This window comes from Streptomyces sp. NPDC127119, assembly GCF_042677425.1.
Taxonomy (GTDB): domain Bacteria; phylum Actinomycetota; class Actinomycetes; order Streptomycetales; family Streptomycetaceae; genus Streptomyces.
The window spans coordinates 1-22,870 of record NZ_JBHXTO010000048.1 but is presented as its reverse complement, the minus strand read 5'-3'; the positions used below and the strand labels follow the sequence as shown (position 1 = coordinate 22,870).

General features: G+C 71.4%; 19 protein-coding genes. 11 read left to right on the top strand and 8 right to left on the bottom strand.

The window, feature by feature from the left end:
* Nucleotides 1–22 precede the first annotated feature (22 nt).
* The 3 genes from ACFVH5_RS21390 to ACFVH5_RS21380 all read right to left on the bottom strand — a co-directional run bounded on the left by ACFVH5_RS21390 (nucleotide 23) and on the right by ACFVH5_RS21380 (nucleotide 3,307).
* Complete coding sequence (locus ACFVH5_RS21390) at nucleotides 23–1,096, bottom strand: ABC transporter substrate-binding protein (RefSeq protein WP_385835215.1); 1,074 nt, start codon at nucleotides 1,094–1,096, stop codon at nucleotides 23–25.
* A 56-nt stretch (nucleotides 1,097–1,152) separates the two neighbouring features.
* The gene (locus ACFVH5_RS21385; RefSeq protein WP_385835214.1) at nucleotides 1,153–1,866 is read right to left on the bottom strand and encodes a FadR/GntR family transcriptional regulator; all 714 of its coding nucleotides are present in this window, start codon (nucleotides 1,864–1,866) and stop codon (nucleotides 1,153–1,155) included.
* Nucleotides 1,867–2,230: 364 nt separating this feature from the next.
* Nucleotides 2,231–3,307, bottom strand: a complete 1,077-nt coding sequence (locus tag ACFVH5_RS21380) for an aldo/keto reductase (RefSeq protein WP_385835213.1) — start codon at nucleotides 3,305–3,307, stop codon at nucleotides 2,231–2,233.
* 125 nt (nucleotides 3,308–3,432) lie between these two features.
* On the opposite strand from ACFVH5_RS21380, the gene ACFVH5_RS21375 reads away from it, so the two are divergent.
* Complete coding sequence (locus ACFVH5_RS21375) at nucleotides 3,433–4,293, top strand: helix-turn-helix domain-containing protein (protein WP_385835212.1); 861 nt, start codon at nucleotides 3,433–3,435, stop codon at nucleotides 4,291–4,293.
* Nucleotides 4,294–4,337: 44 nt separating this feature from the next.
* On the opposite strand, the gene ACFVH5_RS21370 is transcribed toward ACFVH5_RS21375, so the two are convergent.
* The gene (locus ACFVH5_RS21370) at nucleotides 4,338–4,997 is read right to left on the bottom strand and encodes a pirin family protein (protein ID WP_385835211.1); all 660 of its coding nucleotides are present in this window, start codon (nucleotides 4,995–4,997) and stop codon (nucleotides 4,338–4,340) included.
* 81 nt (nucleotides 4,998–5,078) lie between these two features.
* Here ACFVH5_RS21370 and ACFVH5_RS21365 point away from each other — a divergent pair, with 81 nt between their 5' ends.
* From ACFVH5_RS21365 to ACFVH5_RS21345, 5 genes are all read left to right on the top strand, one after another.
* Entirely contained in the window at nucleotides 5,079–6,284 is a 1,206-nt protein-coding gene (locus ACFVH5_RS21365) for a PucR family transcriptional regulator (RefSeq protein WP_384807426.1), read from the top strand.
* Between the two features lie 89 nt (nucleotides 6,285–6,373).
* Nucleotides 6,374–7,291 (top strand): ACP S-malonyltransferase, encoded by a 918-nt coding sequence (locus ACFVH5_RS21360; RefSeq protein WP_385835210.1) that lies wholly within the window; start codon nucleotides 6,374–6,376, stop codon nucleotides 7,289–7,291.
* Nucleotides 7,292–7,313: 22 nt separating this feature from the next.
* Nucleotides 7,314–8,345, top strand: a complete 1,032-nt coding sequence (locus ACFVH5_RS21355) for a ketoacyl-ACP synthase III (protein WP_384807423.1) — start codon at nucleotides 7,314–7,316, stop codon at nucleotides 8,343–8,345.
* Nucleotides 8,346–8,416: 71 nt separating this feature from the next.
* Nucleotides 8,417–8,665, top strand: a complete 249-nt coding sequence (locus tag ACFVH5_RS21350) for an acyl carrier protein (protein WP_055611752.1) — start codon at nucleotides 8,417–8,419, stop codon at nucleotides 8,663–8,665.
* Nucleotides 8,666–8,839: 174 nt separating this feature from the next.
* A complete protein-coding gene (locus ACFVH5_RS21345; protein WP_385835209.1) occupies nucleotides 8,840–10,135 on the top strand; it encodes a beta-ketoacyl-[acyl-carrier-protein] synthase family protein in 1,296 nt (431 codons plus the stop codon).
* 173 nt (nucleotides 10,136–10,308) lie between these two features.
* On the opposite strand, the gene ACFVH5_RS21340 is transcribed toward ACFVH5_RS21345, so the two are convergent.
* Complete coding sequence (locus tag ACFVH5_RS21340) at nucleotides 10,309–10,803, bottom strand: DUF3145 domain-containing protein (RefSeq protein ID WP_107018521.1); 495 nt, start codon at nucleotides 10,801–10,803, stop codon at nucleotides 10,309–10,311.
* A gap of 200 nt (nucleotides 10,804–11,003) precedes the next feature.
* Here ACFVH5_RS21340 and ACFVH5_RS21335 point away from each other — a divergent pair, with 200 nt between their 5' ends.
* On the top strand, nucleotides 11,004–11,918 hold the full coding sequence (locus ACFVH5_RS21335; RefSeq protein WP_385835208.1) for an SGNH/GDSL hydrolase family protein: 915 nt from the start codon (nucleotides 11,004–11,006) through the stop codon (nucleotides 11,916–11,918).
* Between the two features lie 102 nt (nucleotides 11,919–12,020).
* Here ACFVH5_RS21335 and ACFVH5_RS21330 read toward each other — a convergent pair whose 3' ends face one another.
* Entirely contained in the window at nucleotides 12,021–14,459 is a 2,439-nt protein-coding gene (locus ACFVH5_RS21330; RefSeq protein WP_385835207.1) for a glycoside hydrolase family 3 protein, read from the bottom strand.
* A 181-nt stretch (nucleotides 14,460–14,640) separates the two neighbouring features.
* On the opposite strand from ACFVH5_RS21330, the gene ACFVH5_RS21325 reads away from it, so the two are divergent.
* Together ACFVH5_RS21325 and ACFVH5_RS21320 are read left to right on the top strand one after the other, a co-directional pair.
* The gene (locus ACFVH5_RS21325) at nucleotides 14,641–15,210 is read left to right on the top strand and encodes a TetR/AcrR family transcriptional regulator (protein WP_384807418.1); all 570 of its coding nucleotides are present in this window, start codon (nucleotides 14,641–14,643) and stop codon (nucleotides 15,208–15,210) included.
* A 159-nt stretch (nucleotides 15,211–15,369) separates the two neighbouring features.
* Nucleotides 15,370–16,671 (top strand): pyroglutamyl peptidase, encoded by a 1,302-nt coding sequence (locus tag ACFVH5_RS21320; RefSeq protein WP_385835206.1) that lies wholly within the window; start codon nucleotides 15,370–15,372, stop codon nucleotides 16,669–16,671.
* 2 nt (nucleotides 16,672–16,673) lie between these two features.
* Here ACFVH5_RS21320 and ACFVH5_RS21315 read toward each other — a convergent pair whose 3' ends face one another.
* Together ACFVH5_RS21315 and ACFVH5_RS21310 are read right to left on the bottom strand one after the other, a co-directional pair.
* Nucleotides 16,674–17,477: an EI24 domain-containing protein gene (locus ACFVH5_RS21315; protein WP_385835205.1), complete on the bottom strand. Its 804-nt coding sequence runs from the start codon at nucleotides 17,475–17,477 to the stop codon at nucleotides 16,674–16,676.
* Nucleotides 17,478–17,863: 386 nt separating this feature from the next.
* Nucleotides 17,864–18,727, bottom strand: coding sequence for a hypothetical protein (locus tag ACFVH5_RS21310; protein ID WP_385835204.1), 864 nt, complete (start codon nucleotides 18,725–18,727; stop codon nucleotides 17,864–17,866).
* Nucleotides 18,728–18,950: 223 nt separating this feature from the next.
* Here ACFVH5_RS21310 and ACFVH5_RS21305 point away from each other — a divergent pair, with 223 nt between their 5' ends.
* Nucleotides 18,951–21,530 (top strand): M14 family zinc carboxypeptidase, encoded by a 2,580-nt coding sequence (locus ACFVH5_RS21305; protein WP_385835203.1) that lies wholly within the window; start codon nucleotides 18,951–18,953, stop codon nucleotides 21,528–21,530.
* A gap of 69 nt (nucleotides 21,531–21,599) precedes the next feature.
* Nucleotides 21,600–22,760 (top strand): serine hydrolase domain-containing protein, encoded by a 1,161-nt coding sequence (locus tag ACFVH5_RS21300; protein ID WP_385835202.1) that lies wholly within the window; start codon nucleotides 21,600–21,602, stop codon nucleotides 22,758–22,760.
* Nucleotides 22,761–22,870: the final 110 nt, after the last annotated feature.

The window sequence follows — 22,870 nt, the reverse complement described above, 5'->3', positions numbered from 1 at the left end:
CCTTTCCGTCGGCAGGAGTCCGTCAGTAGGAACCGTCGGGCGCGGCGGGGAGGGCGGACGGCGCGGCGACCTTCGGGAGCAGTGAGGAGTCGTAGAGGTCGGCGGCCTTCGGGGTGGTCTTGAGCTGGCCGAGCTGCTTCATCTGGTCGATGAGGGTGTTCCAGCGGTCGGCGGTCATCGTGCCGAGCTGCTTCTTGCCGTCACCCGCGACGACGTACTTGCGCTGCTTGTCCCACGCGTACCAGACGCTTCCGCTGGTCTGCTGGTCGTTGGCCTTGAGGATGGCGGCGTTGGCGGTCTTGGCGACGCTCACGTCACCCATGTAGTCCTGCCAGCCCTGCATGCTGGCCGCGAGGAAGGCGGTCAGTTCCTCGCGGTGGCTCTTGAGGTAGGACTCGGAGGTGAAGAAGACGTCGTTGTACGGGTTGTAGCCGGAGTCGGAGAACGGGATGAAGTCGACCTTCACTCCGGCCTTCTGCGCCTGGTACGCCTCGTTGGTGGGCCAGCCCTGCTGGACGAGGCTGTCCTTCTTGAGGAAGTTGGCGATGGAGCCCTGGTAGACCTGCGTGGAGAAGTCGATGCCGGTCTTCTTCTTGACCCACGCCGGGCCGAGCTGGCCGGTCTGTGTCACCCAGGTCTTGCCGTCCATGTCGTCGAAGGACTTGATGTCCGCGTCCGCGTGTGTCATCACGCCGACCGGGTTGTCCTGGTAGAGGGCGCCGATCGCGACGATCGGGATGCCCTGCTGCTGGGCCTGGACGATCCCGGCGGCGTCGGCGAATCCGACCTGCGCGCGGCCGGCGGCGACGAGCTGGGTGGCCGAGACCTGGGGGCCGCCGGACTGCAGGGTGACGTCGAGCTTCTGGTCGTCGTACAGGCCCTCGGCCTTCGCCGCGAAGAAGCCGCCGCCCTCGGCGTCGGCGTACCAGGGCAGGACGACCTTGAAGTCGGTGGTGCCGCCGGACCCGGCCGCCGCGGAGGTCGAGGAGGAGTCGGAGCCGCAGGCCGACACGGCGAGCAGGGCGAGCGCGGTGGCCGAGACGGCGACGGCGGTGCGGGACGGCCGGGCATGCCGGAGGAAGGTCTGGAGGTGCATGGGGTGCTCTTTCGGGGAGGGGCCGGTGGATTGATCTGCCGGGCCGGATCAGAACGTCAGAACGAAGGCAGGTTGTTCTTCGTGAGATGCGTGACGTCCGCGAGGTGCGCCAGCATCGCGTCCCGGGCCGCGGCGCCGTTGCCGCTCCGTACTGCGGTGAAGATGAGCTGATGGCCGAGGTGCGAGGAGCGCCTGGCCTCGTCGGTGCCGTGGGAGAAGGCGCGTACCGACTCCGTCCAGCTGTTGGCGAGTGAGTTGAGGGCCACCATCAGCGGGTTCTGCGACGCCTGGGCGAGCAGCATGTGGAAGGTGATGTCCGCCCTCAGGGACTCCTCCTGGGTGAGGTCGTCACGGGCGGTGGTCTCCAGCACCCGTTCCAAGGCGTACAGGCCGGCCTTGGTGGCGCGTTCCGCGGCGAGTTGGGCGAACTTGGGCTCGATCGTCTCGCGCAGCTCCGCCACATCGCGCAGGGTCCGCTCGGACTCGGGCATCTCCTCGTACACGGTGCGTACGTGGGCGGGTGCCTCCAGCACGATGGTGCCGCGGCCCGGCCTGCGTTCGACGACCCGCTTGGCCTCCAGTTCGTGCATGGCCTCGCGCAGTGAGGCCCGCGAGACCTTGAGCACCTGCGCCAGTTCGCGTTCGGCGGGCAGCTTGGTGCCGGGTGCCAGCGAACCGCTGCTGATCAGTGTCTCGATGTGGGCGACGATCTCGCTGCTCACGCTTGTCGACTGCCGCACGAACGCGTCGAACTTGACCGACTTGTCCAACGCCCTTCCTCCCGGACCGGTAGGTGTGATGGTCAGACCATCTGATGAAGCGAACGTACGGCCGATCATTTTCAGCCGGAAGACTTCACGGACATTGGGAACAAGACGTTTACACGGGACGCATGGGCGTAACAACGGCCCGTACGCCGATACCGGGCGGCAGAGAGGCGGAACGACGGACGGCGGGCGCCCGGGGCGACCCGCCGAACCGAAGGGAAAAGAAGCGCAACTCCGTTCCGCGGCAACGGAGTAGGGACCGAAGGCGGACGAGCGCACCTCCGCGGCGAGCACCGACGGACTCACGGCGCCGGGCACCCCGATCGGCCGGCGCGGCCCGAAACCTCCCGGACATCTGCCACGGGTGTCAGCGGCGGGACTCGATCCGCAGGTCGCCCGCGGTCACCCGGCGGATGTGGTCACCGGCGAGCATGTCGTGCGGGAAGCCGAGGCCGATACGGCTCGCCCCGTCCAGGCGGGCCAGCTGGGCGGCGGTGAGGTCGACCTCCAGGGCGCCCAGGTTGCCCTCCAGCTGCGCGGGGGTGCGGGCGCCGAGGACCGGCGCCGTCACCGCCGGATTCCTCAGCGTCCAGGCCAGCCCGACCTGCGCGGGCGTGCGGCCCAGTTCCGCCGCGACCTCCTTCACCACGTCGGCGACGGCGAGGTTGCGTTCGGTGACCGTGCCCAGGGCGAGGTTGAAGTTCTTGCGGCTGCTGCCGCCGGGCGCCCCGTCCGTCGCGGTCAGGTCGTCGCGGCTGTACTTGCCGGTGAGCACCCCGCCCGCCAGCGGCGAGTACGGGACCACGCCGAGCCCCATCTCACGGGCCATCGGGATCAGGTCGCGTTCGCCGGTGCGCTCGATCAGGTTGTACTCGATCTGCAGGGCGACCAGGGGCGACCAGCCGCGCAGATCGGCGATCGCCTGCATGCGCGACACCTGCCAGGCCGGGGCGTTGGAGATCGCCACGTACAGGATCTTGCCCTGGCGGACCAGGTCGTCCATGCCGCGCAGGATCTCCTCGACCGGGGTCGTGAAGTCCCACACGTGCAGGTAGAGAAGGTCCAGGTAGTCCGTGTTCAGCCGGCGCAGACTCGCCTCCACCGACGCGAACAGGCTCTTGCGGTGGCTGCCGCCGGAGTTGGGGTCACCGGGCCGGCGCAGGGTCGTGTACTTCGTCGCCAGCACCAGGCTCTCGCGGTCGACGCCGCCGCGGGCGCCGGTGAACTCGCCGAGCAGGCGCTCGGAGCTGCCGTCGGTGTACGTGTTGGCGGTGTCGATGAAGTTGCCGCCGCGCTCCACGTAGAGGTCGAACAGTCTGCGCGCCTCGTCCCGCTCGGCGCCCCAGCCCCACTCGGTGCCGAAGGTCGCCGTGCCCAGGGCCAGCGGTGAGACCCGCAGCCCGGAACGGCCCAGCAGCCGGTAGGTGTCGAGGGTGAGTGACATGGTGGTGTTTCTCCTGTGCTCGCTCGTGATCCGTCGTCGACAGCGAGTCTGTGAGCACCCCGGGTCAGGGGTAAGGGAAGGATCTTCCTGGGAACAGCGGTCCCACCCTGACTGTTGGGCCGGACATGACGACCCGCTCGACGGACCGCTCGACGGACCGCACCGTGGACGCGACACAGGAACTGGCCGCGTTCCTGCGGACCCGGCGCGAACGCCTGGACCCGCACGACCTCGGGCTGCCCGCGCGTCGGCGGTCCCGGCGGACCCCGGGACTGCGCCGCGAGGAGGTCGCCGAACTCGCCGGGGTCAGCGTCGACTACGTCGTCAGGCTGGAACAGGGACGCGGACTGCGGCCCTCGGTGGACGTGCTGGCCGCGCTGTCGCGGGCCCTGCGCCTGACCCCCGACGAACGCGCCTACCTCTTCGACCTGTCCCGGCAGCGCCGCCCCGACGACGCCGACGAGCCCGCCACCACCGCGGCGCCGACCCTCGCCCGGCTGGTCGGCGACCTGTCACCCCTGCCGGCCATGGTGCTGAACCACCGCTACGACATCCTGGCCTGGAACCGTGAGATGGCGGGGCTGCTGGTGGACTTCGCCGCCCTGCCGCCGTCACAGCGCAATTCGATGTGGATGTGCCTGATGCATCCGCGGACCCGCGAGCTGTACGTCGACCGCGAACGCGTCGTACGGGAGGGGGTCGCCCATCTGCGTGCCGCGTGGGCCGCGCATCCCGGGGACCGGGCCCTGAGCGACCTCATCGTCGAGTTCAGCACGCACGACGAGCAGTTCGCGCGGATGTGGGCCGAGCGGGACGTCAAGGTCAAGGGCCGCGGACGCAAGGTCATGCGGCATCCCGAGGCCGGCGAGATCGCGGTGGACTTCGAGGTGCTCACCCCGATCCAGGACCTGGACCAGCGGGTGGTGATCTACCGGCCCGCGGACGACGACAGCCGGTCGGCGATGGCCCGCCTCCCCGTACGGTGACGCCGCCCGCGCGGTGACGCTGCCCGTGCGGTGACGTCCGGCACTCAGCCGGTCGCCATCTCCCACAGCAGCAGCTCCGCCGCCCCGCGCGCCACCGCCTCCAGGTCCTTCGCGTCCCCGACACGGGCCGCGTCCCCGGGGCCCAGCACCTCGCCGCCCAGCAGCACCTCGCCGCGTACGACATGCGCGTACAGGAAGCGTGCGTCGGGGATCGCGGTCCGCTGTCCTGGGGCGAGGCGGCGTACGTGGAGCATCGCCCCCGCCGCCGGGAGCGCGTACGGCGTGGAGTCCGCGATGCCGTGGACGACCTCGTACGCGGGGTCGCCGCCCGGCTCCAGGGGGGCCAGCCACATCTGGACGAAGCGCAGGGGCACCTCGCCGTCGTTGCGTTCGACGTGGCGGACCCCGCCCGCCGAACTGAGGCGCTGCACGTCCCCGGGGCGTACGAGCGACTCGTGGCCCGTGGAGTCCCGGTGGGTCAGCTCGCCCTCGACGACCCACGTGACGATCTCGGTGTGGCTGTGCGGATGCTCGTCGAAGCCCGCGCCGGGCGCCAGACGTTCCTCGTTGCAGGCGATGACCGCGCCGAAGCGGAGGTTGTCCGGGTCGTAGTGCGGGCCGAAGGAGAAGGCGTGCAGGGACTCGATCCCGGCCGCCGGGTCGCCTCCGCGGTAGCGCTCGCCGGCGCGCCGTACGTCCATCACGCGACCCACGGTAGACCCGCCGGGCGTGCCGCCTGCGACCCTCCGCCGCATCCTGCCGTCCGGATAAGGCAGTCTTGTTCCGTGCCCGAACCCGAATCCAGCAACACCGAACGCGCCGCGCGCGCCGCCCACGCGCACACCGCGACCCTGAAGCGGCTGGAGAAGTCGTCCGGCAGTCTCGCCGCCCAGGCCATCGCACGCATGGACGAGACGCTGTCCTGGTACCGGGCGATGCCCCCGGAGAACCGGTCGTGGATCGGCCTCGTCGCACAGGCCGGTATCGCCGCGTTCACCGAGTGGTTCCGGTATCCCGATGCCCCGCAGGCGATCTCCACGGACGTCTTCGGCACCGCGCCGCGCGAGCTGACCAGGGCGATCACCCTGCGCCAGACCGTGGAGATGGTGCGTACGACGATCGAGGTGATGGAGTCCGCGATCGACGAGGTCGCGGCCCCGGGCGACGAGAACGTGCTCCGCGAGGCGCTGCTCGTGTACGCCCGGGAGATCGCCTTCGCCACCGCCCAGGTGTACGCACAGGCCGCCGAGGCACGCGGTGCCTGGGACGCCCGCCTGGAGTCGCTCGTCGTGAACGCGGTGCTCTCCGGAGAGGCCGACGAGGGAGCGGTGTCCCGTGCCGCTGCCCTCGGGTGGAACTCGCCCGAGCATGTGTGCGTGGTGCTGGGCACGGCACCCGACGGCGACAGCGAGCTGACCGTCGAGGCCATCCGGCGGGCCGCCCGGCACGCCAAGCTCCAGGTGCTCACCGGCGTCCTCGGCGACCGGCTGGTCGTCATCGCGGGCGGCAGCGACAACCCCCTGGCCGTCGCCAAATCGCTGATCGGGCCGTACGCCGCGGGGGCCGTGGTGGCCGGTCCCGTGGTCCCCGACCTGCTGGCCGCGACCCGGTCCGCGCAGGCCGCCGCAGCCGGGCTCAAGGCGTGTTTCGCCTGGCAGGACGCGCCCCGGCCGGTACTGGCGGACGATCTCCTGCCGGAGCGCTCGATCGCCGGTGACCCGGCGGCGCGCGACCAACTGGTGGAGGAGATCTACAGACCGCTTGAGGAGGCCGGGTCGGCACTCCTGGAGACCTTGAGCGTGTATCTCGAACAGGCGAGCAGTCTCGAAGGCGCGGCCAGGATGCTCTTCGTGCACCCCAACACCGTGCGCTACCGGCTTCGACGTGTGACTGACGTCACCGGCTGGTCGCCTTCCGACGTACGTTCGGCGTTCACGTTGCGGATCGCGCTGATCCTGGGGCGTCTGGCCGATGGAGATCCCCAGCTCTAGGCTTTTGTCGGGGACCTACAATTCCCCCTCCTGTTCTTCGTCCCTGTCCCCACGGGCGGCCGTGCCCGTTCACAAGAGAGAGTGTGAGAGTGCTCGTACTCGTCGCTCCCGGCCAGGGCGCCCAGACGCCCGGCTTCCTGACTCCTTGGCTCGACCTCCCCGGCGCCGCCGACCGCGTCGCCGCGTGGTCGGACGCCATCGGGCTCGACCTTGCCCACTTCGGCACGCAGGCCGACGCGGACGCCATCCGGGACACCGCCGTCGCCCAGCCGCTGCTGGTCGCCGCGGGTCTCCTGTCCGCCTCGGCACTCGGTGCCACGGCGCCCGGCGCCGTGGCGGGGCACAGCGTCGGCGAGATCACGGCCGCCGTCCTCGCGGGCGTCCTGGACGAAACAGCCGCACTGACGCTCGTGCGCAAGCGGGGCCTGGCGATGGCCGAGGCCGCCGCCGTCACCCGGACCGGTATGTCGGCGCTGCTCGGCGGCGACCCCGAAGTGACGATCCCGCACCTGGAGAAGCTGGGCCTGACCCCGGCGAACGTGAACGGCGCGGGCCAGATCGTGGCCGCCGGCACGCTGGAGGAGCTGGCCGCCCTGGAGGCGGACAAGCCCGAGGGCGTACGCCGGGTGGTGGCTCTGAAGGTCGCGGGCGCGTTCCACACCCGTCACATGGCTCCGGCGGTCGACGTCCTCGCGCAGGCCGCGGCGGAACTGTCACCGGCCGACCCGACGCTCACGTACGTCTCGAACAAGGACGGCCTCGCCGTCGCCACGGGAGCCGAGGTCGTCTCCCGGCTCGTCGGTCAGGTCGCCAACCCGGTCCGCTGGGACCTGTGCATGGAGACCTTCAAGGAACTCGGCGTGACCGCGCTGGTCGAGCTGTGCCCCGGTGGCACACTGACCGGTCTCGCCAAGCGCGCGCTGCCCGGCGTGAAGACGCTGGCGCTGAAGACACCCGACGACCTCGAAGCGGCTCGCGAGCTCATCGCCGAGCACGCCTCGGCCTGAGCGCGTAAGGAGTCGACTGAGCATGTCGAAGATCAAGGCCCGCAAGGGCGCCCCGTTCGCGCGGATCCTCGGTGTGGGCGGCTACCGCCCGGTTCGTGTCGTCCCGAACGAGGTCATCCTCGAACGCATCGATTCGTCCGACGAATGGATCCGTTCGCGCTCCGGCATCGAGACCCGGCACTGGGCCAACGCCGAGGAGACCGTCGCCGCGATGTCGATCGAGGCGTCCGGCAAGGCGATCGCCGACGCCGGGATCAACGCCGAGCAGATCGGCGCCGTCGTCGTCTCGACCGTCTCCCACTTCAGCCAGACCCCGGCCGTCGCCACCGAGATCGCCGACAAGCTCGGCACGGCGAAGGCCGCGGCCTTCGACATCTCGGCGGGCTGCGCCGGCTTCGGCTACGGACTGACCCTCGCCAAGGGCATGATCGTGGACGGCTCCGCGGAGTACGTGCTGGTCATCGGCGTCGAGCGACTGTCCGACCTGACCGACCTGGAGGACCGCGCGACGGCCTTCCTGTTCGGTGACGGCGCGGGCGCGGTCGTCGTGGGCCCCTCCGAGGAGCCGCACATCGGCCCCACGGTGTGGGGTTCCGAGGGCGACAAGTCCAACACCATCAAGCAGACCGTGCCCTGGGACCGGTTCAGGAGCGGGGACGTGTCCCAGCTGCCCCTGGACTCCAAGGGCGAGGTCAAGTTTCCCGCGATCACGCAGGAAGGCCAGGCGGTGTTCCGCTGGGCCGTGTTCGAGATGGCCAAGGTCGCCAAGGAGGCGCTGGAAGCCGCCGGACTCACTGCGGACGACTTGGACGTCTTCATTCCCCACCAGGCCAACGAGCGGATCATCGACTCGATGGTGAAGACTCTCAAGCTGCCGGAACACGTCACGGTCGCGCGTGACGTGCGCACCACCGGTAACACCTCGGCCGCCTCGATCCCGCTCGCTATGGAGCGGCTCCTGGCGACCGGCGAGGCGAAGAGCGGCGACACCGCGCTCGTCATCGGCTTCGGGGCGGGTCTCGTGTACGCCGCGACGGTCGTTACCCTCCCCTAGGCACACCGTCCGGAACTTTCCGGGCGGCCGTACCGCCACACCCTCTGGATACACAAGAAGGAGCGCCTGACATGGCCGCCACTCAGGAAGAGATCGTCGCCGGTCTCGCCGACATCGTGAACGAGATCGCCGGCATCCCGGTCGAGGACGTCCAGCTGGAGAAGTCCTTCACCGACGACCTCGACGTCGACTCGCTGTCCATGGTCGAGGTCGTCGTCGCCGCCGAAGAGCGCTTCGACGTCAAGATCCCCGACGACGACGTCAAGAACCTCAAGACGGTCGGCGACGCGACCGAGTACATCCTCAAGCACCAGGGCTGAGCGCTCCGCTGAGAGTGCACTGCTTCGCCCGCGAGTCCGTTGTGGCTGGTCGCGCAGTTCCCCGCGCCCCTTCGGGGCACTGCCGAACCACACCGGACAGCACCGGACCCGCTTAGCCCCGCCACCCGGCGGTGGCGCCGCTGAATCCTCGTATCCGTTGGAGAAAGAATTCCCGTGAGCCCGACCAATCGCACCGTGGTCGTCACCGGTATCGGCGCAACCACACCGCTGGGTGGCGACGCAGCCTCTACCTGGGAGGGCCTGGTCGCCGGACGTTCCGGCGTCCGCCCTCTGGAGCAGGACTGGGCCGCCGACCAGGCGGTCCGTATCGCGGCACAGATCGCCGTGGAGCCGGGCGAGGTCATCCCCCGCCCGCAGGCCCGCCGCCTCGACCGCTCGGCGCAGTTCGCGCTGATCGCGGCCAAGGAGGCCTGGGCCGACGCAGGTTTCACCGACAAGGCCGGCGCCGAGGCGTCGGACGCCGCCGCGCAGGGCGCGACCGTCGACCCCGACCGGCTCGGCACGGTCATCGCCTCCGGCATCGGTGGCGTCACGACCCTGCTCGACCAGTACGACGTGCTGAAGGAGAAGGGCGTACGCCGCGTCTCCCCGCACACCGTTCCCATGCTCATGCCGAACGGCCCCTCGGCCAACGTGGGGCTGCTCGTCGGCGCCCGCGCCGGTGTGCACACCCCGGTCTCCGCCTGCGCGTCGGGCGCCGAGGCCATCGGCTACGCCATCGAGATGATCCGCACCGGCCGCGCCGACGTCGTCGTCGCCGGTGGCACCGAGGCGGCCATCCACCCGCTGCCCATCGCCGCGTTCGGCAACATGATGGCGATGTCCAAGAACAACGACGACCCGCAGGGCGCCTCGCGTCCCTACGACATCGGCCGTGACGGCTTCGTCCTCGGCGAGGGCGCCGGCGTCCTGGTCCTGGAGTCGGCCGAGCACGCCGCCAGGCGCGGGGCCCGTGTCTACGCGGAGGCGGTCGGCCAGGGCATCTCCTCCGACGGCCACGACATCGTGCAGCCGGAGCCGGAGGGCCGCGGTATCGCTGCCGCGCTGCAGCACCTGCTCGACAGCACGGACCTGAACCCGGCGGAGATCGTGCACGTCAACGCGCACGCGACCTCCACGCCGGCCGGTGACGTGGCCGAGCTGAAGGCACTGCGGAAGGTCTTCGGCGACGACGCCGACCACTTCGCCGTGTCCGGTACGAAGTCCATGACCGGGCATCTGCTCGGTGGTGCGGGTGGGGTGGAGTCGGTGGCCACGGTGCTGGCGCTCTACAACCGGATCGCGCCGCCCACCATCAACGTCGAGAACCTCGACCCCGAGGCGGAGGCCACCGCGGACATCGTTCGCGGGGAGGCCCGGAAGCTGCCCGTCGAGGGGCGGATCGCCGCGCTGAACGACTCGTTCGGGTTCGGTGGGCACAACGTGGTGCTGGCGTTCCGCACGGTCTGAACTTCGGCCCCTGGCCAGCTGTGAGTGGCTCGGCTCCTCTTTGAGGGGCCGGGCCACTTGGCGTTGTGGATGCGTGCGGGTCCGGTGGGGGCTTGTCGCGCAGTTCCCCGCGCCCCTAAAAGGCAAAAGGCAAAGGACTGCGCCGTTCCCCGCGCCCCTGGAAGCAGGCGCCCCTACACCACCTGGTGGAGCCAGCGGACCGGGGCGCCCTCTCCTGCGTAGCGGAAAGGTTCCAGTTCGTCGTCCCAGGGTTTGCCGAGGAGGCGGGTGAGTTCCGATTCCAGGTGGGTCTCGCCCTGCTGGGAGCGGGCCAGGGCGGCGCGCAGGCGGTCCTCGGGGATCAGGATGTCGCCGTGGATCCCGGTCACCGCGTGGAAGATGCCCAGATCAGGGGTGCAGCTGTAGCGCTCGCCCTCGGCGGTCGCGCACGGCTCGGCGGTCACCTCGAAGCGCAGCATCTGCCAGCCGCGCAGCGCCGAGGCGAGCTTGGAGGCCGTGCCGACCTCGCCCTTCCAGGAGAACTCGGATCTCCAGGTCCCGGGCGAGGCGGGCTGCCGGATCCAGTCGAGGCTGACCCGCGTGCCGAGCACGCCCGCGACCGCCCACTCGACGTGCGGGCACAGCGCACGCGGCGCGGAGTGCACGTAGAGAACTCCACGTGTCGTCACTGGCACCTCCGGACAGAGCGGGCACTTTGCGGCTTGGCGGATCGTTCAGTGGCAGGGCAGCCACGTGTGCCGAGGCTACCGTGCGAGGGCGCAAGGAGTGTGACGTACCGTCGGTCCAAGCGCCCGGAAACACGGAGGTTTCACCCGGGAGGACGCTCCGGGGCGGAGTGTCGTTGCGTGATGAACGAGGGGATCTGGGGATGCGAAACCGTGGTCACCGTTCGCGGGGCCTCCTCGCGGCCGTCGTGGCGGCTCTCGTCGGCGTCGCGGGACTGACCGGATGCGACGCGGTCGGCGGCAACTCCCCGGGCCCGACAGGAACTGACGCGCGGAGCGGGAAACCCTCACCGAAGCCCACGCCGGACTGGGACCGCAGCCCGCGCTCGCTGGCCGCCGTGGGCGACTCGATCACCCGCGGGTTCGACGCCTGCTCGGTGCTGACCGACTGCCCCGAGGTCTCGTGGGCGACCGGCACCGACACGAAGGTGAAGAGTCTCGCGGTACGGCTCCTGGGGAGGACCGGGGCGTCGCAGCGCAGCTGGAACTACGCGGTGACCGGCTCCCGCATGGCCGACCTGCCCGGTCAGATGGCGCAGGCCGCGGCGAAGAAGCCCCAGTTGGTCACGGTGATGGCCGGCGCGAACGACGCCTGCCGTTCGTCGGTGTCCTCGATGACGTCGGTCGCGGACTTCCGCAGCCAGTTCGAGGACGCGCTGGGCACGCTGCGGTCGGCGTTGCCGAAGACGCAGGTGTACGTGTCCAGCGTGCCCGATCTGAAGCGGCTGTGGTCGCAGGGGCGGACGAATCCGGTGGGCAAGCAGATCTGGAAGCTGGGGATCTGTCCTTCCATGCTCGGTGACGCGGACTCGTTGAGTGCGGCGGCGACGACGCGGCGGGATCGGGTGCAGGACCGGGTGGAGTCGTACAACACCGTTCTGGAAGAGGTGTGTGCGAAGGAGCGGCGGTGCCGGTTCGACGGCGGGGCGGTCTTCGAGTACCGGTTCGGGACGGCGCAGTTGAGCCACTGGGACTGGTTCCATCCGAGTGTGGACGGGCAGGCGCGGCTGGCGGAGATGGCGTACGGGGTGGTGACGTCCCGTACGCCATCGGCGTGAGGGGTGGCTGGGCGATGTCCTCGGCCGCGGGCCGGTGGGGGCTGGTCGCGCCCACGCGGCGGAGCCGCACATGTCTCGGCCCCGCGCCCCTAAAAGCAAAAACTAGAAGACATACGTCGCCGTCAGCCTCGTGTCCGTGAGGCTGTGGGAGGCCTCGATCTCGTAGGTGCCCTTCACCGGTGTCCACGCGTCGGACGTCTCGTCCCAGACCTCGAAGGCTCGGGGCGGGAGGTCGACGGTCGCGTGGGCCGACTCCCCCGGGGCGGCCTCGACGTTCGCGAAGCCCGCCAGCCAGCGGGCGGGGCGGTCGGGGGTGGGGTCCGTCGGGGCGAGGTAGAGCTGGATCGTCTCGCGGCCGGTGCGGGTGCCCGTGTTGGTGACGCGGACCGTGACCGTCGTGCCCGTCACGTCGATCTCGTCGTACGTCCAGTCGGTGTAGCCGAGGCCGTGGCCGAACGGGTACGTCGGGGTGCGGTTCTCCCTTTCCCAGGCGCGGTAGCCGATGAACACGTCCTCGGTGTAGGCGAGTTCGCCGTCGGTGGGGGTGACCTCGGTGACCGGGGCGGAGTCCATCGAGCCCCAGGTGGTGGGGAGTCGGCCGCCGGGCTCGTGGGCGCCGGTGAGGACGTCCGCGAGGGCCGCGCCGCCCTCCTGGCCCGGGAACCAGCCGAGGAGGACCGCGGCGACCTCGTCGCGCCACGGCAGTTCCACCGGGGAGCCGGAGTTGACGACCACGACGGTGTTCGGGTTGGCGGCGGTCACCGCGTGCACCAACTCGTCCTGGCGGCCCGGGAGCCGGAGGTCCGCGCGGTCGAAGCCCTCGGACTCGACGCGTTCGGTGGTGGCGACCACGACGATCGCCGTGTCGGCGGCGCGGGCCGCTTCGACGGCCTCGGCGATCAGCTCGTCGGGGTCGCGCGCGGGCTCCTGGTGGGCGAGCGTGAAGCTGATGACCCGCATGGGCACGTCGTCGGGGACGTCGACGGTGTGGCGCAGGGAGACGTCGTAGACGCGGCCGGCCGTCAGGTCCACCGTGGCGCGCTCGACGGGGTCGCCGAAGAACGTCACGAACGGGTCGTCCAGGTCGGTGCTCTGGACGCCGTCGAAGTGCTCCGTGCCGTCGATCGTGAGCGTGAAGGCGCCCAGCCCCTTGATCCCGAACGTGTGGGAGCCGCTTTCGCGCGGGGTGAAGGTGCCGGTCAGTTCGACGCTGTCGAGGCGGTCGTGGGTGACGCCGTCGGGCAGGTCGTTGCCCATCCACTGGATGTGGCCGCTCGGCGCGGAGCGGGTGCCCAGGACGTCGCCCCCGGTGTCGCGGCAGACCGCGCGCAGCTCGAACCCCTTGTCGGCGGCGGCCAGTTCCTGGCTCGGGTCGGCGCCGACCGCGTACGTCAGCGTGCCCTCGGGAAGTGCGGCGGTCAGGCCGTCGAGCGGGGAGACGACGTGGGCCGGGAAGACGGTCGCGGAGCCGCCGCCGAGGACGCGGGCGTCACGGGCGGCGGCGCCGACGAGCGCGACCGAGTGCCCGGCGGGGACGGGCAAGGCGCCTTCGTTGCGTACGAGGACGAAGGCGCGGCGGGCGATCTCGCGGGCCAGGGACTCGCCGTCCACGGTCTCGGGCAGGTCGGTGACGACCGGTTCCGCGCCTTCCAGGATGCCGACGCGGGCGGCGAGGCGCAGGACGTTGCGCACGGCCTCGTCGACCTTGGCCTCGTCGGTCTCTCCGGCCCGGACGGCGGCGGCGAGCTTGGCGCCGTACACGGTGACCGGGCCGGGCATCGCGACGTCCAGGCCGCCCTCGATGGCGCCGACGGTGGAGCGGGCGGCCATCCAGTCGGAGACGTTGTAGCCGTCGAAGCCCCACTCGCCGCGCAGGACCTCCTCGACGAGGTACCGGTGCTCGCTCATCGTGCTGCCGTTGACCGAGTTGTAGGCGGTCATGATGCCCCAGGGGTGGGCGTTCTCGACGATGGCCTCGAAGGGGGCGAGGTACAGCTCGCGCAGGGCGCGCGGGGAGACCACGTTGTTCACGGTGAAGCGGTCGGTCTCGGCGTCGTTGGCGACGAAGTGCTTGACGGTGGTGCCGACCCCGCCCTCCTGCACACCGGTCACGTATCCGGTGCCGATCCGGCCGGTGAGGTACGGGTCCTCGCTGTACGCCTCGAAGTGCCGGCCGCCGAGAGGGGAGCGGTGCAGGTTGACCGTGGGGGCGAGCAGCACGTGGACGCCCTTGCGGCGGGCCTCCTGGGCGAGGAGCCGGCCGGCGCGGCGGGCCAGGGCGGGGTCCCAGGTGGCGGCGAGCGCGGTCGGGGACGGCAGGGCGATGGACGGGTCGTCGGCGGTCCAGCGCACGCCCCGGACGCCGATCGGGCCGTCGGACATGACCAGTGACCTCAGCCCGATCCCGGGCAGCTCGGGCAGGGACCACATGTCCTGGCCGGCGAGCAGCCGCGCCTTCGTGTCCAGGTCGAGCCGGGCGAGAGCCGCCTCGACCACTGCCTCACGCGCCTGATCGGCCGGGGTGGGCCGCGTTCCTGCCATGGCCGTGCCTCCTCGTTGAGTCCGTTGCGTTGCGTAGCGTCGCGTTGCGTTCCGTCGCGCACCGATCCGTCACTGCCATCCTGCCCGCGTCACCTGTTGATCGGTAGGTTTCGTTACGCCCGCGTTATATTTATGTCATGGGAAGCCGCATGGGGAACCCCGTCCGTCGTACGGTGACGTCATGACGAGCGGGGCGCCCAGATCGGCCAGGGGCACGGAACGGCGTGCGGAGATCCTCCGGGCGACGCTGGAGGTGATCGCCGAGCGCGGCTACCGGGGCGCGAGCCTGGCCGCGGTCGCCGAGCGGGTCGCCCTCACCCCGCAGGGGCTGCTGCACCACTTCCCCACCAAGGAGGCGCTGCTCGTCGCCGTCCTGGCGGAGCGCGACCAGTGGGACGCGGTCCCCGGCACCGGGTGGCGGCTCGAACTGCTCGGCCAGCTCGTCGAGTACAACGCCATGCGGCCCGGGATCGTACAGACCTTCTCGGCGCTCCTCGGCGAGAGCGTCACGGAGGGGCATCCGGCACGCGAGTTCTTCACGCAGCGGTACGAGGCCGTACGCGCGAACATGGCACAGGTGCTGCGGACCGAGTACGGGGAACGGCTGCCGAGCGGGCTCACACCGGAACGGGCGGCTCCGCTGCTCGTCGCGGTGATGGACGGGCTGCAGTACCAGTGGCTGCTCGCGCCGGAGTCGGTGGACATGCCGGCGGCGTTCCGGGACTTCCTCACGCTGCTGGGTGAGGACTGACCTTCACGGGATCACGCACCACGGTGTCTCGCACGTCGCACACGTCATGCACGTCACGCACGTCACAGGGCTCACGCGTTGTGGCGTGCGTCCCGTGCGTCGCGCATACTGCCGCCATCCGACGACGTCCCCACTCGCGACGGAAGGACCTGAACCGCCTTGACGCACATACGTGTTCGGATCGGCGCCCTCGGCCTGGCTCTCCTGGCCGGACTCGCCGCACCGCCCGCCCTCGCCGCGGAGAACCCCGCGGCCGCGCCCACCGTGGAGGAGCAGCGCCTCGACCGGGCCGCACCCCAGGAGATCCTCGCCCGGTCCGGATTCGACACGGTGGCACCGGAGTTCGCCCGGGCCCTGGGCAGGACCCGCTCGTACGCGCAGGCCGAGCGGCTGATCGAACGGCAGGGCTCGCGGCTGTGGCAGCGGGCGGTGGACCGGGCCCAGGGGCGCGGGCCCGCGGGCGGCGACCTCAGCAGGGACGACGACCGGCCGCTGTACTGGGCCCGGCTCGGCATGACGCGTGAAGTACGGCAGTGGCAGCCGGAGTTCGGGCTCACCGAGGCCCGGCGCGCGAAACTGCTGGCCGCGCTGGAGCGGACGTCACGGGGCCAGGACTCCATCCGCTACCCGCACTCCGGGTCCAGATCCGCGACCAAGGACAAGTCCGCAGCCGCGTCCACAGCCGGGTCCAAGAAGGTCAAGCGGATCCTGGTGACCGGGTTCGATCCGTTCACGCTGGACCGGGACGTACGGATCTCCAACCCGTCGGGGGCGACCGCGCTCGCCCTGGACGGCACGGTGATCAGGACGGCGGACGGTCCCGCGCGCATCGAGACGGCCGTCTTCCCGGTCCGCTGGCAGGACTTCGCCGATGGGACCGTGGAACGGACCCTGCGCGCCCACCTCCCCCATGTCGACCTGTTCACCACGGTCAGCCAGGGCCGGGTGGGCCGTATCGACATCGAGCGCACCAACGGGGCCTGGCGGGGCGGCTTCCCCGACAACGAGAACCTCTCCCGCACCGAGACCGTCCCCGTGACCGACCCGGCCTCGCAGCCGCAGTGGACGACGACGACCCTGCCGTACAAGGACATCGTCGCGGCGGACACGGGACGCTTCCCCGTGTACGACAACACGTCGGTGACCGAGATCCCGGCGGGCGGGACCGATCCCGTCGTACGCCCCGAGGGGCCGACCGCGGGCTCGACGGCCCGGGCGGGCGGCGGGGGCAACTACCTGTCCAACGAGATCGCGTACCGCGCGACGCTCCTGCGGGACCGGCTCGGCCTGGCGGGCTCGCTGCCCGGCGGCCATGTCCACACTCCGGTACTGGAGTTCGGGACGGGCAACACCGATCCGGCGAGCGGGACGGTCACCGACGCGCAGTTCGTGCAGAACCGGCTGGACATCATCGCCCAGGTCCGGTCGATCCTCACGGTCGCGGCGGACGCCGGTGAGTGACGTCAGTCGCTGAGTGAACCCGCGGGAGCCTGGTCGTCCTCGTCCTCGTTCTCCTCGCGGGTCTCCTCGCCCAGCAGGTCGCGGGCCATCAGCGTGGCGCCCGCGACCGCGCCGGGCATCAGGAAGACGGCGACGAAGGGGACGAGGAAGGCGAGGCCCAGCGGGGTGCCGAAGCCCCAGACCAGCATCCTGCGGGAACGGAGCATGGTGAGGCGGTCGCGGAGCACGACGTTGCGGCGCTGGAGCGCGACCGCCGTCAGTTCCTCGGTGAGGAAGAAACCCGTGACGAAGAAACCGATCACCGGGACGACGGTCTGACCGACGAACGGGATGAACCCGAGCGCGAAGAGCAGCACGCCCCAGACCACGGCCCTGGCCACGATCCGGAGACTGTCCCGGGTCGAGATCAGCAGTTCGCGCCAGAGCGGGAGGCCCGACTCGGGGGCCGTGCCGTCCGGGGAGACGTCCCGGTCCACCTTCTCGGAGAGGCTCTCGTAGAAGGGCTGGCCGATGATCAAGGTGGCGGCGGTGAAGGTGATCACGGACAGGAGCAGGGCGAGCGCGAAGAGGACTGCCGTCAGGAAGCCGCGGAAGAGGCCGAGCCAGGGGCTCGACCAGTCGTCCGCGAAGGGGGTGGCCCAGGTGATGAAGTCCGTGCCCCACAGGGCCAGGGCGATCAGGGCGGCGGCGTACAGGACGAGGGTGATGAGGCCGGGGATCAGTCCGAAGCCGAACTGCTTTCCGTGCCCGGCGACCCAGCGCTGGCCGCGCATCAAGTACCTGAACCCCACCCCAAGATCACGCATACACCCACCCTACCGGGCGGGGCCTTGCCGCCTACGGCTCGGTGGGGCCTGACCGCGCAGTTCCCCGCGCCCCTAAAAACAAAAGATTGCGCCGTTCCCCGCGCCCCTGAAAAGCCAAAAGACTGCGCCGTTCCCCGCGCCCCCAAGAGGGCTGCGCCCCATCAGGGGCGCGAGGAACTGCGCGAGCAACCCCCACCGGCCCGCGCCGGACGAACCGACGCCTGGCCCCACCCCCAGGGGCGCGGGGAACTGCGCGAGCAACCCACGACAACCCGCACCCAGGAATCCGGCCTCAGCCCCGCCTTCAAGGGGCGCGGGGAACTGCGCGGCCAGCCCCTACGGACGCGCGCCCTCTGAGCCGGCCCAGGCCCGTCCGCGGGTGCGGGTCAGGCTGGGTGGCCCGTCACCACCACCGCCGAGCCCGCCGCAGGCGAAACCGCCGCGGACACCCGCACCGCCACAACCCGTGCCGCCCGACCCGCCCACCCCGCGGAAGCGAACAGCAGCGGCTGGAGCTGTTCGAGGCCGGAGACCACCATCTCCTCCCCCGCGATCAGCACCGGCCGTCCCACCCGGAAGCCGGCCGCGGCCACTTCCGTGAGGTCCGCCAGCGGCGGCACCACCGCGCGCACCACCCCCGCCCCCGCCCCCGCGGCCCGTTCGGCCAACGCCACCTGCACCGGCAGCAGCGGAGCCACCGCGGACGTCAACGCGTCGGCGATACGCCGCAGTTCGGGCGACGAGTCCCGCAGCACCTCCGCCGCGGCCCGGATCACCGGCGCGAGCACCAGCAGCGTGCCGGCCGCCACCCCCGCCGCCGCGGGCAGGAGCGGCGACGAGGCGTCCACCAGTTCTCCCAGTGCTTCCGCCGCTTCCTCGACCGCGGGTTCCACCGCGTCGAGGAGCGGCAGCAGGCTGTCCCCGAGCGCGGTGAGGAGCGCGCGGGCCGGTTCGCTGACCGGGTGGACGGCGAGGGGCGCCCCGCTCGTCCCCAGCCGTGTCAGCGTGTCCACCATCCGGTAGAACGCCTCCTGCGCCTGCGGTGACGCGCTCGCCTCGGCCAGTTCGGCGGTCGTCTCGCGCAGTACCCGCAGCACCTCCGCCCCCGAACCGTCCCTCGGATCGAAGGTGTTGACGGCGATACGGGTGAGGTTGCCCGCGGTGTCCAGGAGCTGGCCGGTGATGTCGGTCGTGCTGCGCGCGATACGCGCGACGTCGTCCCTGCTGGGGAGCGACGGGATCGTTGCCATGGGCTCTCCTCGCCTCACGCACGCGTGCTGCCGGGTGCCTGCCTGGTCGACCCGGGTTCGGCCGGGTCGGGTCGGGTCCCTTCCCAGGATGCCTCCTCCGCCCGGTCCGGGACCCGGCGTCCGCCTCATCGGTTACGCCGACGCCCCCTTGTTGCGGGAGGGGCGAGCCGGTAGACCTCCGTACCGAAGTGACCCCTGTCAGGTCCTCTCCGTGGAGGTACACGTGCGCCTACCGAGACCCGTCCTGATCGCCACGGCCACCGCCACCGCGGCGGCCTCGCTCCTGCTGACCCCGAACGGCGCCGTCGCCGACCCGACGCCCCGCCCGGGGGCGCCGGTCCGCGAGGGGTCGGGCCCCTCCGACGGCGTCGGCGTCGCCGCCGGGGCACCCGGGAGCGCCGCCGACCGTGCCCTGACCGCCCCGGTCACCGAACTCACCCCCGACGCCGGGGCCGTACGGGGTTATCCGCGTGAGCAGGTCCTCGCCCCGGACGCGGAGAACCCGGCCGACAAGTCCATCAAACTGGGCCTGACCCCGTACCACGCCATCGCCCCGAAGCTGAACGCGCTGCAGCGCCTGGGCGACCGGGTGAGTGTGGAGGTCGCGGGGCGTTCCGCCGGTGGGCACCGGCTGTTTCTGGTCACGGTCACCGCGCCGGAGTCGGAGCGGCAGGCGCGCGCCCAGGAGCGGTTGCGCGAGTTGATCGAGAACGCGCCGGTCGCCGCCGCCAAGGACCCTGCCGTGAAGCGGGACTACAAGACGCCGGTCTTCTTCAACAACAACATCCACGGCAACGAGTGGGAGGGCACGGACGCCTCCCTCAAGCTGATCGAGAAGCTCGCCACGGCGAGGGACGGGACGACCGCCGACCTCCTCGCCCACCACCGCGTGTACTTCAACATCACCGCGAACCCGGACGGCCGTATCGCCGGCACCCGTGCGAACGCCAACGGCTTCGACCTGAACCGGGACTTCGTGACCGCCTCGCAGCCCGAGGTACGGGCGATGCGGCAGATCGCGATCGACAAGCAGCCCGCGCTCATGGTCGACCTGCACGGTTACGTCAACGGCACCCTCATCGAGCCGACGACTCCGCCGCACGGCGAGAACTACGAGTACGACCTGTTCCTGAAAAACACCTACGCCAACGCCCTCGGCATGGAGGCCGCCGTCAACGGCCTCGGATACACGCCGGAGAAGGACGGGGTGGAACCGGCCCAGATCCCCTTCCGGGACCAGGCGGAGGGCTGGGACGACTGGCCGCCGATCTTCACCCCGCAGTACATGCCGTTCCACGGCACGGTCGCCGCGCACACGGTCGAGTTCCCGATGGCGGTGAACAACGAGGAGTACGACGAACTGCCCGTCACCGAGTTGCGCCGCCGCGCGTCGATCAACGTGGCCATCGCGGGCGCGGCGATGCGCGCGAGCCTCGACTACGCGCGCACGCACCGCGGTTCACTGGTCGCCGACCAGATCGAGGTGTTCCGCCGGAGCGTGACGGGCGCCGCCCAGGTCCCGGTCTCGCCGGAGACGGTGCCGGGTGTCCCGGGCATCGGCCCGGAGGACGTCTACACCACCGACTTCCCGCGCGCGTACGTGATTCCGGCGGGCCCGGACGCCCAGCGCTCGGCGCCGGCCGCGGCCCGTCTCGTCGACCACCTGCTCGCCAACGACGTCCAGGTCCGGCAGGCCACAAGGGACTTCGGGCTCGGCGGGAAGGCGTACGCGAAGGGCTCGTACGTCGTCGATCTTCGGCAGCCCAAGCGCGGCATGGCCCATGTGATGCTGGCGGACGGGCGGGACATCAGTGACAAGGTGTCGGTGATGTACGACATCTCCGGCTGGAGTCTCGGCCGGCTGTGGGGCGCGACCGTCGACACCGTACGGACCTCGAAGCTCGCCGTGCCGGACCGGGCGGTGCACGCCGCCGCGAAGGTCGGGTACGTGGCGTCCGGCGGCACCCAGCAGCCCCGGCTGCGGCTGCGGCTCGACGACGCCCGGGAGATCTCGGCACTCAACTCCCTTCTCAGGGAAGGGGTTTCGGTGCGCCGGGCAGCCGACGGCGGTGCGATCGTGCCCGCGTCGGCCCGTGAGAAGGCAGCGGTCGCCGCGAGGACGTACGACGTGGCCTTCGACGCGACGAAGGAGAGCGGCGGCGCCGCGTTGCGGCGGGTCCGGGTGGCCGCGGCGGTCGCACCGGGTGAGCTGTTCGCGCTGCGGGAGATGAACTTCGACGTGGTCCCGGTGTCCACGGCGATCCTGAACGCGGGCTTCGACTGGTCGCGGGCGGACGTCCTGTTCGCGTCCTCGGGGCTGGACCCCGCGGACCTCACCCCGGCCGCGCGCACCGCGCTGAACACCTTCGTGGGCCGGAAGGGGCTGGTGGGCAGGGGAACCACCGGAGCGGCTCTCAACACCTCCGCCGGTCTCCTCCCGGTCGAGGCGGTGGCGGGCAACCCGGACGCCAACGGCGTGGTAAAGGTGGTCAATTCGTCCGGTGGCGGGGTGACCTCGGGCGCCCCCGACCACGGTTTCGTCTACGCGCCGGTGTGGTTCACGGGCCTCGGTGCCGGGGTGCGCGTGGAGCAGTCGTACGCGGGCGCGGCCGGCGGGAATCCGCTCGTCTCCGGGCACTGGCGTGCGCTGGAGGACGGCAGCGGCGGACCCGCGCAGGCCGCCGGGCGGGCTTCGGTGGTGAGCGGGCCGCATACCGTGCTGTTCGGCACGGAGCCGCTCTTCCGCGATCATCCGAAGGGAGAGTTCGCGCAGGTGGCGCGGGCCTTGCTGACGGTGTCCTGAGCGCCGAGAGTACAAAGGGCACCGAGCACAGAGCTCCACGGCACCGGCAGAGATCTGAGGAGAGCACGGATGGCACAGGAGATCCACGGCACCGTCGCCGAAGGCTTCGAGGCGGTACGCGAGGAGTTCGCGTCCGTCGTCGCCGCCGAACGCCCGGACTACGCGGGCCAGTTGAGCGCGTACGTACAGGGGCGGCGGGTCGTCGATCTGTGGACCGGCGCGGACACCGACGGCGACACGCTGTTCGGTGTCTTCTCCTCCTCGAAGGGGGCGGCCCACCTGGTGGTCGCCCTCCTCGTGCAGGACGGCACGCTGGAACTGGATCGCGAAGTGGCCTACTACTGGCCGGAGTTCGTGGCGGAGGGCAAGTCGGCGGTGACCCTGCGGGAGCTGCTGGCGCACCGGGCGGGGCTGGTCGGGTCGGACGCGGGCTTCACCCTCGACGAACTGGCCGACGACCGGGTGATCGCCGAACGGCTCGCGGGCCAGAAGCCGTTCTGGCGGCCCGGCACGGCCTTCGGCTACCACGCGCTGGTGATCGGCGCGCTCACGGGCGAGGTCGTCCGGCGGGCCACCGGCCGTACGCTCCAGGAGATCTACGAGGAGCGGGTGCGCGCGCCGTACGGGCTGGGCTTCCACCTGGGACTGCCCGAGTCGGAGGAGCACCGGTACCTGTCGGTGCTGCCGATGGCACCGACACCGCCGGAACAGGCGCTGCTGGACGCGACGCCCCGGGGGCCGCACACGCTGGCCTCGATCGCGTTCAACGAGCATGTGCCGGGCGCCGTGCCGCTGGTGGACTTCCCCAACTCCCGTGCGGTGCGCGCCCTCGGGCAGGCGTCGGCCGGCGGGGTCGCCTCCGCGCGCGGGCTCTCCGGGATGTACGCGGCGGCGGTCGGGGAGCTGAACGGGCGCGCGGCGCTGCTCAAGCCGGACACGGTCGCGGAGGTGGGGCAGATCCACTCCGTGGGGTACGACCTGGTGGCGCGGGCGCACAAGTCGTACGGGCTGGGGTTCCAGGCCACGGCCGACATGTGGCATCCGTTCCTGGGGGCGGGGGCCTTCGGCCACAGTGGGGCCGGTGGGTCGCAGGGGTTCGCTGATCCGCGGAGCGGGTTGGCGTACGGGTACACGCGGCGGCGGATCGCGTTCCCGGGCGGCGCGGCTCCGGAGAACCAGCGGCTGGTTCTGGCCGTTCACGCGGCTGCGGGCCGCAGGGGGCCGAGCTGAAGGATCGCGCAGTTCCCCGCGCCCCTTAAGGGCCACGACCCTCTCGACGTCGGCCGCGGGCCGGTGGGGGTCACCCGCGCAGTTCCCCGCGCCCCTGATGGGGCCGCGCC

Bases quoted from the DNA above. Each gene is read 5' to 3' on its own strand.
- ACFVH5_RS21390 (WP_385835215.1), bottom strand. From the start codon at position 1,096: ATGCACCTCCAGACCTTCCTCCGGCATGCCCGGCCGTCCCGCACCGCC.
- ACFVH5_RS21380 (WP_385835213.1), bottom strand. From the start codon at position 3,307: ATGTCACTCACCCTCGACACCTACCGGCTGCTGGGCCGTTCCGGGCTG.
- ACFVH5_RS21375 (WP_385835212.1), top strand. From the start codon at position 3,433: ATGACGACCCGCTCGACGGACCGCTCGACGGACCGCACCGTGGACGCG.
- ACFVH5_RS21355 (WP_384807423.1), top strand. From the start codon at position 7,314: ATGTCGAAGATCAAGGCCCGCAAGGGCGCCCCGTTCGCGCGGATCCTC.
- ACFVH5_RS21350 (WP_055611752.1), top strand. From the start codon at position 8,417: ATGGCCGCCACTCAGGAAGAGATCGTCGCCGGTCTCGCCGACATCGTG.
- ACFVH5_RS21335 (WP_385835208.1), top strand. From the start codon at position 11,004: ATGCGAAACCGTGGTCACCGTTCGCGGGGCCTCCTCGCGGCCGTCGTG.
- ACFVH5_RS21330 (WP_385835207.1), bottom strand. From the start codon at position 14,459: ATGGCAGGAACGCGGCCCACCCCGGCCGATCAGGCGCGTGAGGCAGTG.
- ACFVH5_RS21325 (WP_384807418.1), top strand. From the start codon at position 14,641: ATGACGAGCGGGGCGCCCAGATCGGCCAGGGGCACGGAACGGCGTGCG.
- ACFVH5_RS21315 (WP_385835205.1), bottom strand. From the start codon at position 17,477: ATGCGTGATCTTGGGGTGGGGTTCAGGTACTTGATGCGCGGCCAGCGC.
- ACFVH5_RS21310 (WP_385835204.1), bottom strand. From the start codon at position 18,727: ATGGCAACGATCCCGTCGCTCCCCAGCAGGGACGACGTCGCGCGTATC.
- ACFVH5_RS21300 (WP_385835202.1), top strand. From the start codon at position 21,600: ATGGCACAGGAGATCCACGGCACCGTCGCCGAAGGCTTCGAGGCGGTA.